General features: G+C 66.4%; 9 protein-coding genes. 6 read left to right on the top strand and 3 right to left on the bottom strand.

The genetic code is table 11. The features are described from left to right. Positions 1–72: 72 nt before the first annotated feature. From ACQPXH_RS21030 to ACQPXH_RS21020, 3 genes are all read right to left on the bottom strand, one after another. Positions 73–1,155: an acyl-CoA dehydrogenase family protein gene (locus tag ACQPXH_RS21030; RefSeq protein ID WP_433598248.1), complete on the bottom strand. Its 1,083-nt coding sequence runs from the start codon at positions 1,153–1,155 to the stop codon at positions 73–75. A 63-nt stretch (positions 1,156–1,218) separates the two neighbouring features. Continuing rightward, a complete protein-coding gene (locus ACQPXH_RS21025) occupies positions 1,219–1,977 on the bottom strand; it encodes a FadR/GntR family transcriptional regulator (RefSeq protein ID WP_433598247.1) in 759 nt (252 codons plus the stop codon). A gap of 71 nt (positions 1,978–2,048) precedes the next feature. Then, positions 2,049–3,683: a pyruvate, phosphate dikinase gene (locus tag ACQPXH_RS21020; RefSeq protein WP_433598246.1), complete on the bottom strand. Its 1,635-nt coding sequence runs from the start codon at positions 3,681–3,683 to the stop codon at positions 2,049–2,051. Between the two features lie 284 nt (positions 3,684–3,967). Between ACQPXH_RS21020 and ACQPXH_RS21015 the strand changes: the two genes are divergently transcribed. The 6 genes from ACQPXH_RS21015 (at position 3,968) to ACQPXH_RS20990 (ending at position 12,616) form a co-directional block, all read left to right on the top strand. Continuing rightward, positions 3,968–5,119 (top strand): acyl-CoA dehydrogenase family protein, encoded by a 1,152-nt coding sequence (locus ACQPXH_RS21015; protein WP_433598245.1) that lies wholly within the window; start codon positions 3,968–3,970, stop codon positions 5,117–5,119. A 9-nt stretch (positions 5,120–5,128) separates the two neighbouring features. Next, complete coding sequence (locus tag ACQPXH_RS21010; protein WP_433598244.1) at positions 5,129–5,962, top strand: amidohydrolase family protein; 834 nt, start codon at positions 5,129–5,131, stop codon at positions 5,960–5,962. An 81-nt stretch (positions 5,963–6,043) separates the two neighbouring features. After that, a complete protein-coding gene (locus tag ACQPXH_RS21005) occupies positions 6,044–7,648 on the top strand; it encodes an acyl-CoA carboxylase subunit beta (RefSeq protein ID WP_433598243.1) in 1,605 nt (534 codons plus the stop codon). 10 nt (positions 7,649–7,658) lie between these two features. After that, positions 7,659–9,656: an acetyl/propionyl/methylcrotonyl-CoA carboxylase subunit alpha gene (locus ACQPXH_RS21000; protein WP_433598242.1), complete on the top strand. Its 1,998-nt coding sequence runs from the start codon at positions 7,659–7,661 to the stop codon at positions 9,654–9,656. Beyond that, positions 9,653–11,455: an acyclic terpene utilization AtuA family protein gene (locus ACQPXH_RS20995; protein ID WP_433598241.1), complete on the top strand. Its 1,803-nt coding sequence runs from the start codon at positions 9,653–9,655 to the stop codon at positions 11,453–11,455. Before ACQPXH_RS21000 ends, ACQPXH_RS20995 begins: the two co-directional genes overlap by 4 nt. Before the next feature lie 6 nt (positions 11,456–11,461). Further along, positions 11,462–12,616 carry an acyl-CoA dehydrogenase family protein gene (locus tag ACQPXH_RS20990; RefSeq protein ID WP_433598240.1) on the top strand — a complete coding sequence of 385 codons (1,155 nt, stop codon included), beginning with the start codon at positions 11,462–11,464 and terminating at the stop codon, positions 12,614–12,616. Positions 12,617–12,629 lie beyond the last annotated feature (13 nt).

Below are 12,629 nucleotides of genomic sequence, written 5' to 3'. Positions count from 1 at the left end.
AACTGCTGCCCGGCAGATCTGTACTGCGCGCGGATTGCGGCCGGGGATGTGGTGACGGGGGAACTGGTGAAATCAGTACGGCGAGACGGAGGTCCGGCCGGGCAACCCGGCCGATCGCGCGATCGCGTCCCGGTACTCGTCGAGAGGACCGAAGAGCACCGCGCCCATGCGCGCCCGGCGCAGGTACAGATGTGCTTCGTGCTCCCAGGTGAACCCGATTCCGCCGTGAATCCGGATGGAGGCCTCGGTCGCGGAGATCGCCGCTCGCGCTGCGCACAAGTGGGCCAATGCGATCCGTGCGTCGTCTCCGGCGAGTGCCGCGGAATCGACTGCGGCACGGGCGAGTTCGACCTCGAGCAGGACATCGGCGCACAGATGTTTGATGGCCTGGAATGATCCGATGACTTTGCCGAATTGGCTGCGGGACTTGGCATGTTCCACCGCGAGCTGCAGGGCGCGGTCGGCCACGCCGATCTGATCGGCCGCGACTGCCAGCAACCCTTGCCGCGCGGTGTCCCATACCACCTCGGCGGCGCGATCGGGGCCGATGAGAATGCTCGCCGGGCTGTCGGTGAAGGTGACAGTCGCCAGATCCCGGGTCAGGTCGAAGGCATCCGCCGGTGTGCGCCGAACACCGGGCGCACCGCCGTCGATGACGAACCACGCTGCGCCGGTGGATGTCTCGGCGAAAACGAAGTACAGATCGGCGGCGGCGCCGTCGACGACGCACTGCTTCACGCCGTCGATCGTCCAGCCCGCCCCGGACTCGCGCGCGGTGGTGGTCGGCTGGTGCACGTGCCAGGTGCCGTCGGTCTCCGCGACGGCGACGGCGACCACGGTCTTGCCTTCCAGCAGCCAGGAAAGTGTGTCGGCTCGCAGTGGGCCGTCCTCCGCGGCGAGGGCCACGGTCGTGGCCAGCACCGCGGTCGAAAGGAAGGGGGTCTTCGCCGCGGTCCGGCCCAATTCCTGAGCGACCAGGGCCATCTCGCTCGATCCGAGCCCCGCGCCACCCAGGGCTTCGGGGACGAATAAACCCGTCACGCCGATTTGCTGGGCGAGCGCCTCCCATGCACCCGAACCGTGCTCACGTGGGTCGTGCCGAATGAACGTGGCACGTACTGCCGCACGGATGTCCTCGGACAGGTCCGGGCTCATGTGGTCTCCTTCGACGCAAGATCCTTTCGAAAAGTTTAACCAGGATAGCTATTTATAGGAACCCTACGAGAACAGTTCCAGCAATTCGCGGGAACCCTGATCGCGCAGCATCTGCTCGGTCGTCTCCTCGAGATGTTTGCGCCAGAGCTTCTCGGCCTCGTCGGCCTTGCCTGCTGCGACCAATTGGACGAGCTTGCGGTGCACGCGATGTGAGACCTCCGCGCCCTGGTGCCGCTCCGCGCTGTCGTGCACGCGGGCGATCACCGCCTGCGTGTGCGCCCGCGTGATCTCGGACATGATGTTGGCGAACAGGGCGAGCGTATTGGACCCGGACAGTTCCACGACCAAGGTGTGGAAGTGCGCGTGCGCCGGTCCCCAGGTGGCGGCCGATTCGATCGACTCGGCCTCCTTCTGCAATGCGGTGTGCAGGCGGTCCACCACCTCGGGTGTCCGATTCTCCGCGAGCAGCCGCGCGGCGGGAGGCTCGATGATCGCCCGGGTGCGGAAAACATCAACCAGGGTAGTGTGTTGATATTGCAATAGCGCGCCGGCCTGCTTGGCAATGGGCTCAGGGTTCGGTGCGCTCACGAGGGCTCCGCCCTTGCTGCCGCGGCGAATCTTCAGCAAGTCCTCGGATTGCAGAATCCGGATCGCCTCGCGAAGGACCGGGCGCGAGACACCGTAATTCTGTAGTAGCTGTGCCTCATTGGGGAGGTAGTCGCCATCGCGGAGTTCGCCGAGTACGATTTTTCGGCGGATCGAGTCCGCGACCAGTTGCCCGGCGGTCGGGGTCCCGATGGTCTCAGATTGGCTACCGATCATAGGCCTATGCTCTCATGAAATGTGATATCCACGTTCGATAGATCTGTGGGGTGTGGCCCACAGTTGCCGGCTCACCGGCCGATCGTGAGCAACACGGGCAGAGGATGCTCGCAGATCAGATGTTTGTGACCGGCTGCCAGCGCTGCGGCGACCGTGCTCGGATCGGTGTGGTCCACCACCCGGGCGGTCAGGATGCCCTCGGGCACCGCATCCGGTCGGTGCACCGCGATATCCGATGCCGCACCGGCCCATTCGAGTAATTTGGCCAGATCCGCGTCCGAGTCCTCCGACAACGCCGTCAGCGGAAGGCGTCCGGCGAAGATCTCGCCGCTGCCCCCGTCCACGGTGATCTCGCGCCCGGCCAGCCCGGTGAGCGTCCCGCTGCCGCAGCCGACCACGCAGGGGCGATGGAGTTCACGGCTCACCACGGCCGCGTGCGAGGTCGAACCGCCGAGTTCGGTGACCACCCCGACCGCCGCGATCATGCCGCTGACGTCGTCGGGGCTGGTGGTTTCCCGGACCAGGACCGCATCGACGCCCTCGTCCGCGGCGTCCTGCGCCTCGTCGGAATCGGTGACGACGACTCCCTGGGCGATGCCGGGACAGGCGGGTAGGCCAGATGCGAGAAGCTCGGCGGATTTCCTGGTCTCGGGCGCCAGCGTCGGTTCCAGTACCGCGCATACGTGCGCGGTACTCACGCGCCGCAATGCCTCGCGCGTGTCGATCAGTCCCTCCTCCTGCAATGCGACGGCGAATCGAACCGCCGCATGCGCGGACCGTTTGGCGTTGCGGGTCTGAAGCAGGTACAGCGCGCCGGACTCGACGGTGAATTCGATGTCCTGGACGTCGGTGTTCTGGCGTTCGAGTTCCCTTGCCGCCGAGAGTAATTCAGCGTGGACGGTGGGCATCTGCGCGGCGAGCGCGGACAGCGGCAACGGGTCGAATCGGCCGCTGACGACGTCCTCGCCCTGTCCGCGCGGCAGCCACTCGCCGAACGCTTCGGCCGCGCCGGTCAGCGGGTTGCGGCTGAACAGCACACCGGTTCCCGACTGATCGTCCAGATTGCCGAACGCCATCGCCTGAACTGTGACGGCCGTGCCGTGCAGGTCGGTGATCGCATGGTGGCTGCGGTACGCGGTCGCCCGGGGGGAGTTCCAGGAATCGAATACGGCCTTGATCGCCGCGCGAAGCTGCTCTCGAGGGTCGGCCGGAGGAAGTCGATCGCCGAGCCCGACGACCGCGCCGTAGAGTTCACGGAACCGGCGTTGGGTGTCGGTGGCGAACTCTGCGCCGACCAAGGCCGCGAGCTGCTCCCGGGTCCGGTCGTTGATGCCGAGGTTCAGGATCGTGTCCATCATGCCGGGCATGCTCCGCGCTGCTCCGCTGCGGACCGACACCAGCAACGGGATCTCGGGCCCGCCGCCGAAGGTGTGGCCGGTCTCGGCTTCGAGCCAGGCGATGCCGTCCATTACCTGATCCCAGATGTCGTCGATGAGAGCGTCGCCCTCGGCGAAGTAGCGTTGGCAGGCTTCGATGCCGACCACGAAGGCGGGCGGCGTGCGCAAGCCGTTCCCGCGCATCCGGGCGATGCCGTGCGCCTTGCCGCCGACGAGTTCGCGAGCGGGGACGTCCCGGCCGTCCAGGCGGAGAACCAGCTCCGGCGCGGTGGGCCGAGACTGGTTGCCCTCGAGGGAGGGAGCGGTCATGATCTCGCTCCTTTCGGCGTCACTTGTATTCGACATCACATAACCAGGTTAGCTATTATTGCAGCGTCTTCACAAGATGCCCCCTTGGACCCGCCCGGCTCGACTCGCGCACCACGGCATCCGAACAGGTGTGCGCGACACAAAGGGGCGACCTGGCGGAGCGTTGTATGCGACATTCTGCTTCCATTGAATAACCAGGTTAGTTATTATCTGGTTCACAGAAGTCATGTTCACGATATTTCGACAGTTCGCATCCGTACTGTCATACGGCCGAGGGAGCGACGATGGCGTCTCGTCCGCAGTCGATCGAAGGGTTTCGATCCGATGCGAAGAAGTTCCTCGACGAGTTCGCGACGTTGCGGCCGGACGGCTTCCCCGACGCGATGTTCGCCCAGTTCCGTGATATCGCCGACCCCGAGCAGCACGCCAGGAACTGCCGTGATTGGCAGCGCCTGCTCTTCGAGCACGGCTTCGCCGGCATCACCTGGCCCGAGGATGTAGGCGGCCGGGGACTGTCCAACGCGTATGCCTTGGCCTGGGCGGATCTGGAGTCCGAGTACGAACTGCCGCGCGGTGTGTTCGGCGTGACCCTGGAGATGGTCGGTCCGACTCTGCTGGCGTTCGGGAACGAATCCCAGCGGGCGCATTGCGGCGCGATCCTGCGCGGTGATCAGGTGTGGTGCCAGTTGTTCAGTGAGCCCGGCGCCGGCAGTGATCTGGCCGGGATCGCCACCCGGGCGGTGCGCACCGAAACCGGCTGGCGGGTCAACGGGCAGAAGGTGTGGACCTCGGAGGCTCGGCACGCGCAGTACGGATATCTGCTGGCGCGCACCGATCCCGACGCGCAACGCCACCGCGGCATCACCGCTTTCGTCGTCGATATGACCGCACCGGGCGTGCGGGTCCGTCCGCTGCGGCAGATGACCGGCGGATCATCGTTCTCCGAAGTGTTTCTCGACGATGTCGAGTTGCCCGCCGACGCGGTGCTCGGTGAGGTCGGTGGTGGTTGGACCGTCGCGATGACCACGCTCGGCTTCGAACGGTTCTCCAGTTTCGGCCGATCGATGGGCAGGTTGATGCGCCGCGCGGCCGATCTGCCATGGCAGGAGGAGCGGGCCCGGAACGCACTGTTGGACGCCGTCATCGATCAACGCGCGCTGGCCGCGATGGAAGAGGGATTTCAGCGGAAGTTCGCCGCTGGAGCGGCCCCGGGGCCCGAAGCCGCGCTGGCCAAGCTCGCCACCGGTCGCGTGCTGAGCGAACTCAGCGACGCCCTGGTCGGTGCGCTCGGGCCGCGCATCGCGGATCCCGATCCGGAATGGGACGACTGGCGTCTGGTGGTGCTCGCGGCTCCCGCTTTCCACATCGCGGGCGGTACCGACGAAATCGTCAAGACGATGATCGCCGAGCGCGTGCTCGGCCTGCCGAAAGGGTGAGTAGCACAATTGAGTGACGACGTGCGGGCGATCGACGCCTGGGTCCAGCCCTGGCCCGCGGAGGCGGTTGCCGCGATGCCGCGCCGGAATTTCGGACTCGCCGACCGCATGGAGCACGGTCGGCGATTACTGGCCGGAATCCCGGTGAAGGAGATGATCGCCGAGATGGACACGGCCGGCATCGACCGGGCGTTGTGCTCGGCGGGCCCGCTGATCCCGAACCGGTTCGTGGAGGAGGCCGTCGCCGAATACCCGGAACGGCTGGTCGGTGTCGCGTCCGTGGACCCGTGGTCCCCGGACGGCGTGATGCCCGCCGTGCGAGAGCTGCGGCGGCTCGTGCGTGAGTGTGGATTCAAGGCGCTGAAGCTCGAGCCGTTCATCAACGACAAGGCTCCGACCGAGGCGCAGTGGTACCCGCTCTACGCCGAATGCGTGGAATTGGATATCACCCTGCAGGTGCAGGTCGGCGGTACCGGCCCGGCCACCTACACCTCCGAAACGGGCCGCCCCGGACACATCGATCGCGTCGCGATCGATTTTCCCGAGCTGCGGATAGTCGCCGGGCACATCGGCTGGCCGTGGACCGAGGAGATGATCGCGGTCGCCGCGAAGCATCCGAACGTCTGGATCGATACCAGTGCGCACCTGCCCAAATATTTTCCGCCGTCATTCGTGCACTTCCTGCGGACGTTCGGGCGACGCAAGTGCATCTGGGCCAGCGACTGGCCGATCCTGGAGTTCGGCCCACCGTTGACCGGTGTCGACATCCTCGATCTGACCCCTGATGTGCGTCGAATGTTCCTGCGGGACAACGCCGTCGAGGCATTTCGACTCGAGGTGTGAGCCGGGTGGGAGGTTCCGCTCCCGCCTCACACCTGATATAACTAACCTGGTTATACATTTATCTGAATGTTGGAGGTTGCGGTGCCAGCTCTGCCGAGCCAGCTCGATACGCGGTCCGAGGCGTACGAACGATCGCGGCGCGCGATGCTCGATCTGGTCGGCGAGGTCGAGCAGTTGCAGCGCAAAGCCCGGGAGGGTGGCTCGCCGGCATCGGTCGCGCGCCACCGCGAACGAGGGAAACTGCCGGTGCGCGAGCGCATCGCATTGCTGCGCGACCGGCACGGATCGTTCTTCGAACTCTCCGCGCTGGCCGGCTGGGGCGCCGGCGATCCACTCGGCGGGGGCGTGGTCACCGGTATCGCGCAGGTCGAGGGCCGCCAGGTGATGGTGATCGCCAACGATCCCACTGTGCGCGGTGGCTCACTGTCACCGACCTCGATCACCAAAACCGTACGGGCACTGGACATCGCCGAAACGAACCGGCTGCCGCTGATCACCCTGGTGGAATCGGGCGGCGCCGAGCTGGACAAGCAGAGCGACATCTTCGTACCGGGCGGTGAGCAGTTCCGCCGACTGACCGAATTGTCGGCCGCCGGTATCCCGACGGTCTCGGTGGTGCTCGGCTCGTCGACCGCGGGTGGCGCCTACCTGCCCGGTATGAGCGACTACACGATCTTCGTCAAAGATCGCGGCTATGCCTTCCTCGGCGGTCCGCCCTTGGTGAAGATGGCGATCGATGAGGATGTCACCGAACAGGAACTCGGCGGTGCGGACATGCACGCCCGGGTGTCGGGCCTGGCCGACTTCCTCGCCGCCGACGAGCCCGATGCGATGCGGCTCGCGCGTGCCGCGGTGCGGCAGTTCCCGGCACAGCGCCGCCCGGCTGGTGGGGCGGTCCCGCTGCACGACCCGGACGAGTTGCTCGGCATTGTCCCCGATGATCCGCGCCGTCCGTTCGATATTCGCGAGGTTCTGGCGCGAGTCCTCGATGCTTCGGAATTCGACGAATTCAAGCCGCTGTACGGCCACAATCTGGTCACCGGGTGGGGCACCCTGCATGGCATGCCGATCGGGGTGCTGGCGAACAACGGGATCCTGTTCTCCGCGGAATCGCAGAAGGGCGCTCAGTTCATCCAGCTGGCCAACCAACTCGGCATCCCGCTCGTGTTCCTGCAGAACATCACCGGGTTCATGGTGGGCACCGCCGCCGAACACGGCGGCATCATCAAGGACGGTGCGAAACTCATCAACGCCGTATCCAATTCCCGTGTGCCGCATGTGACTCTGATGGTCGGAGTCAGCTACGGGGCGGGCAACTACGCGATGGCCGGGCGCGCGTACCGTCCACGACTGGTGCTGACCTGGCCGACGCATCGCATCGCCGTGATGGGCGGACGACAGTTGGCCGGAGTCATGTCGATCGTGCAGCGGCGATCGGCCGAAGCCAAGGGTGTGCCGTTCGACGAGGACGCCGACGCGAAACGTCGTGCCGCGCTGGAGGAACGGATCGACCACGAGTCGACAGCGCTGTTCTCCACCGGCCGCTGCTGGGATGACGGCATCATCGACCCGCGCCACACCCGCTCCGCGCTGGCGGTGAGCTTCGCAATGGCCACCGGCGCGGATTGCGGCCGAGGAGGCGGTGCGCTCACACCCTCGTCCATTTTCGGCGTCTTCCGCTTCTGAGGAGCACCACATGCGACGCATTCTGATCGCCAACCGCGGCGAGATCGTCAGCCGGGTGGCCCGCACCGTTCGCGCCCACGGAATCCGCACTGTCGGAATCTATTCCGAACCCGATGCGCACCTGCCGTATCTGCACGATGTCGACGAGGCGGTGGCCCTGGCCGGGACGACGCCTGCGCAGACCTATCTGAACATCGAGGCCGTGCTGGCCGCCGCCCGTCGCGCCGACTGCGACGCGATCCATCCCGGCTACGGATTCCTCGCGGAGAACCCCGATTTCGCCCATGCGGTGGAGGCGGCCGGGCTGTGCTTCATCGGCCCGCCCGCGGACTGCGTGGCCGCGATGGGATCGAAGGTTCGCGCGAAGGAGATCGCCCGCAAGGCCGCTGTGCCCGTGCTGCCCGACGCCGTGCTGGCGCCCGAGCTCACAGCCGCCGAGGTGGCCGAACTCGCGAGCGAGGTCGGCTATCCGCTGTTGGTCAAGGCCAGCGCAGGCGGCGGCGGTCGCGGAATCCGTTTGGTCACAGACGAATCCGAGCTGGAACACGCGGTGACCGCTGCCGGACGGGAGGCGGTGTCCGCCTTCGGGGACGGGACGTTGTTCCTCGAGCGCTACCTGCCCGCCCCGCGGCACATCGAGATCCAGGTGATGGCCGACAAACACGGCACGGTGCTGCATATCGGCGATCGCGAATGCTCCGTGCAACGCCGCCACCAGAAGTTGCTCGAGGAAGCGCCCGCAGCCCTGGTCGATTCGGGACTTCGGGCAGAGATGGCCGCGGCAGCCGTACGGCTGGCCACCGAGATCGGTTACCTCGGCGCTGGAACGTGCGAATTCCTGGTGGACGGCGAGGACTTCTACTTTCTCGAGATGAACACGCGGCTGCAGGTCGAGCACACGGTGACCGAGCAGGTCAGCGGTCTGGATCTGGTCGCACTGCAATTGCGGATCGCCGACGGTGGCGAGCTAGGTGTTCGCCAGCAGGACATCGTGGTGCGTGGTCATTCGATCCAGGCCCGGGTCTGCGCGGAGAATCCCGCCGCCGGATGGCTCCCCAGCTCCGGACCGGTGCTGCGTTATGACCACCCCGTCGAGCCGGGACTTCGGTTCGAGGACGGCATCGCGACCGGATGCACCGTGAGCCCGCACTACGACTCGATGATCGTCAAGGTGATCGGCACCGGCGCCGATCGCGCCGAGGCCATCGGCCGGTTGTCGGCGGGGTTACGCGATACCCGCCTGCACGGTCCGCAGACCAATATCCCCGCACTGCTGCGGATTCTCGACAGCGACGACTACCGCACCGGTTCGGTATCGGTGAACTGGCTCGAAGCGCGACCGGAACTGGCGCAACCGGTGGATTCGCTGCCGGTCGGCGCGGTGGCCGCAGCCGTGTACGACCTGTTGGAGGGGGATGCTCCGGTCGTCACCGGACTGACGCCCGCCTGGTCGAATACGCCGACCCCGGCGATAGTACTGAAACTGGTGGACAGCCTCGGTGGCAACCACGAGATCGCTTATCTGCCACCGGTCTACGCCGCCGGACCACTCGAAACCTTCGAATTCGACGGTGCGGTACACCGGGTCCGTCGGGTGCCCGCGTCCGGCGAGTTCGCAGACAGCTGGACTCGAGTGGAAATCGATGGCATGGCAGCAGATTTCGAGGTCACCGCGGAACCGTCGGCACGCACCGATTCCGGCGGGCGTGTGTGGGTCGACGGTCGGCGGGGAGTTGTCGAATTCACCGTTGCACCGCGATTCGCCGACGTATCCCTGGAAGGTGTCCTTGGCGGCCCGACCGCACCGATGCCGGGCACGGTGCTCGATGTCCGGGTGCAAGCCGGGGAGGTCGTGTCCGAGGGCCAGCCGCTGGTGGTGGTCGAGGCGATGAAGATGGAACACGTCGTCGCGGCGCCCGGAGATTTCCTGGTCGAACGCGTGCTGGTCGGAGTCGGCGAATCGGTGGCTGCCGGGCAGGTCCTGGTCGAGCTGAAGGCGGACGAATGAATATGTCGCACAACGGCAATCAGCGGCGTCCGGTGCGCATTGCGAACTGCTCCGGATATTACGGTGATCGGCTGTCGGCCGCGGCGGAGATCATGGCCGGTGACCCGATCGACGTACTGTCCGGGGATTGGCTAGCCGAGCTGACCATGTCGATCCTGGCGAAATCGCGCGCCCGCGGTCGGGGCGGCTATGCGCACACGTTCCTGCGTCAACTGACCGACGTCCTCGGGGCCTGTCACGAGCAGGGGGTGCGCATCGTCGCCAATGCGGGCGGTGTGGCTCCGGACGAGTGCGCCGGACGTGTGGTCGAGCTGGGGCGCGAGCAGGGGATCGAGCTGCGGGTTGCCGTCGTTCACGGCGACGACATCACCGGTCGGATCGACGAATTACGCTCTGCTGGCGAGAATTTCGAGCATATGGACAGCGGCGAGCCCTGGGCGGGCGATCCGGCCGATGTGCTCGCTGCCAACGCATATCTCGGGGGCCACGCGGTCACCGAGGCGCTGCGGGCGGGCGCGGACGTGGTCATCACCGGCCGGGTCGCCGACGCCGCACTGGTCTCGGGTGCGGCCGCATGGTGGCATGGCTGGTCGCCGGAGGACCTCGATCCTCTGGCGGGTGCGACCGTCGCCGGCCATGCGATCGAATGCGGCACCCAGGTGACCGGCGGAAACTATGCGTTCTTCGAAGAGATCGACGATCTGGTGCGTCCTGGATTCCCGATCGCGGAAATCGCCGCCGATGGGAGCAGTGTCATCACCAAGCAGCCCGGCACGGGCGGTGCGGTCACCACCGGCACGGTGACCGCGCAACTGTTGTACGAGATCGGCGGGCCGCGCTACCTGGTCCCCGATGTCGTCGTGCGGTTCGACACCGTCGAGCTGAGCCCGGTCGGGGCCGATCGGGTGCTGATCAGCGGAGTGCGCGGCGAACCGGCGCCGGACCGGGCCAAGGTCCTGCTCACCTATCCGGGCGGCTACCGCAATTCGATGGCCGTGGCGATCGTCGGGCTCGACCGTGCCGCGAAAGCCGCTGCGGTCGAACGTGCGATCTGGGCCCAATTCCCTTGTGGTCGTTCAGAATTCGCCGAAACCAGGGTCGAAACGATCGGTGCGCCACTGGATTCCGGTGACAGCGCGGGACAGAGCTACGTGCGAATCTCGGTGGCCGGTCCCGACCGTGAACTGGTCGGCAGGCGTTTCTCCTCCGCCGTGGTGGCCACCAGTCTGGCAAGCTATCCCGGCCTGTATCTGACCGGTCCACCCGGCGATGCAAGCGAGTTCCTCGTCGGCTGGCCGGCCCTGATCGATGTCGCCCGGGTCCCGGCCCGGCTGCGCATGGACGGTGCCGAGCTACCGGTTCCGACACCGGCGACCGCTCGCCCGATAGGTGATGTTCCGAACATTCCGATCGAATTCGACAGCACCGCTGCGGATTCCACGGTGTCGGCGCCGCTGGGCCGGGTGATCGGGGCACGGTCGGGCGACAAGGCGGGTAACGCCAATCTCGGCCTGTGGGTCCGCGACCCGGATGCCTACGGGTGGCTCACCCGCCTGGCCACACCCGAGCGCATACACGAATTATTGCCGGAGACAGCAGGTTTGGAAGTGCGCTGCTATCGGCTGCCCAATCTGCTCGCGGTCAACATCGTGGTCGGCGGCCTGCTCGGACGCGGGGTCGCCGCCTCCCTACGAGAGGATGCCCAGGCCAAGAGCCTCGGCGAACGATTCCGCGCGATCACGGCGCCGATTCCCGCCACGTACCTGAGCCGCGCAGCGCGGCCGCTCGAGGAGGTCTGAGCCCCAATGTTTTTCACCGACGAACACCGGTTGTTCCGGCAGAGCGTGCGCGGCCTGCTGGCGCGCGAGGTCGAACCGCATATCGACGAGTGGGAAGAGGGCGGGACCTTCCCCGCGCACCAATTGTTCCCCAAGCTCGCCGAGGTCGGGCTGCTCGGGCTCGAATACGACCCCGAATACGGTGGTGAAGGCGCCGACCACTGGTACACGGTCATCGCCTGCGAGGAGTTCGGGCGGCTGTCCTGCAACGGAATTCCGATGGCCTACAATGTGCAGGCCAATATGGCCACCCCTTCCCTGCACGCGCACGGCAGCCCCGAACTCAAGAAACGATTCCTCGCGCCGGCGATTCGCGGCGAGCAGGTGTGCTCGATCGCGGTCACCGAACCGGACGCCGGCTCCGATGTCGCGGGCCTGCGTACGAAGGCCGTTCGCGACGGGGACGAATGGGTGATCAGCGGTGCGAAGACCTACATCACCAACGGCGTGCAGGGCGATTGGCTCTGTCTGCTGGCACGCACCTCCGAGGAGGGCGGCTACCGCGGGATGAGTCAGATCATCGTCCCCACCGATACGCCGGGCGTCACCGTCAGCCGTTCGCTGCGCAAGCTCGGCAACCGGTGCTCCGACACGGCCGAATTCACCTTCACCGAGGCGCGAGTGCCGGTTGAGAACACGATCGGTGAGATCGGCCGCGGCTTCCAGCAGCAGATGGAGCAATTCCAGACCGAGCGGATCAGTGCCGTCTATCAGGCTGTGGGCCAGATGCAGACCGCGCTCGAGCGCACCGTCGAATATCTGAAGCAGCGTCCGGCATTCGGACGGTCGCTGATCGACAACCAGCATCTGCAGTACACGCTGACCGAACTGGCGGCGGAAGTCGATGCGGTGCGGCAGTATTCGTACTCCTGCGCCGAGTTCATCGTCGCCGGGCAGGATGTCACGCGCCGGGCCGGTAATGCGAAGTTGCTGGCGGGCAGGCTGATTCGGCGCGTTGCCGATCTGTGCCTGCAATACCACGGCGGCCTCGGATATATGGCCGAAACCTGGACCTCACGGTTTTATCGCGACTCGCGGCTGTTGTCGATTGGCGGCGGTGCCGATGAGGTCATGCTGCGCGTCCTGTCCCGCGACCTGGTCGCGGGCACCTTCTTCGACTGATCAGGAGATCATC

Source organism: Nocardia sp. CA-135953, assembly GCF_050955735.1.
Classification (GTDB): Bacteria; Actinomycetota; Actinomycetes; order Mycobacteriales; family Mycobacteriaceae; genus Nocardia.
This window is presented reverse-complemented; position numbering and strand designations above follow the sequence as displayed.

What these genes read in the sequence shown, in the direction of transcription:
- ACQPXH_RS21030 (WP_433598248.1), bottom strand. Translation starts at nt 1,155, where the DNA reads ATGAGCCCGGACCTGTCCGAGGACATCCGTGCGGCAGTACGTGCCACG.
- ACQPXH_RS21025 (WP_433598247.1), bottom strand. Translation starts at nt 1,977, where the DNA reads ATGATCGGTAGCCAATCTGAGACCATCGGGACCCCGACCGCCGGGCAA.
- ACQPXH_RS21020 (WP_433598246.1), bottom strand. Translation starts at nt 3,683, where the DNA reads ATGACCGCTCCCTCCCTCGAGGGCAACCAGTCTCGGCCCACCGCGCCG.
- ACQPXH_RS21015 (WP_433598245.1), top strand. Translation starts at nt 3,968, where the DNA reads ATGGCGTCTCGTCCGCAGTCGATCGAAGGGTTTCGATCCGATGCGAAG.
- ACQPXH_RS21000 (WP_433598242.1), top strand. Translation starts at nt 7,659, where the DNA reads ATGCGACGCATTCTGATCGCCAACCGCGGCGAGATCGTCAGCCGGGTG.
- ACQPXH_RS20995 (WP_433598241.1), top strand. Translation starts at nt 9,653, where the DNA reads ATGAATATGTCGCACAACGGCAATCAGCGGCGTCCGGTGCGCATTGCG.
- ACQPXH_RS20990 (WP_433598240.1), top strand. Translation starts at nt 11,462, where the DNA reads ATGTTTTTCACCGACGAACACCGGTTGTTCCGGCAGAGCGTGCGCGGC.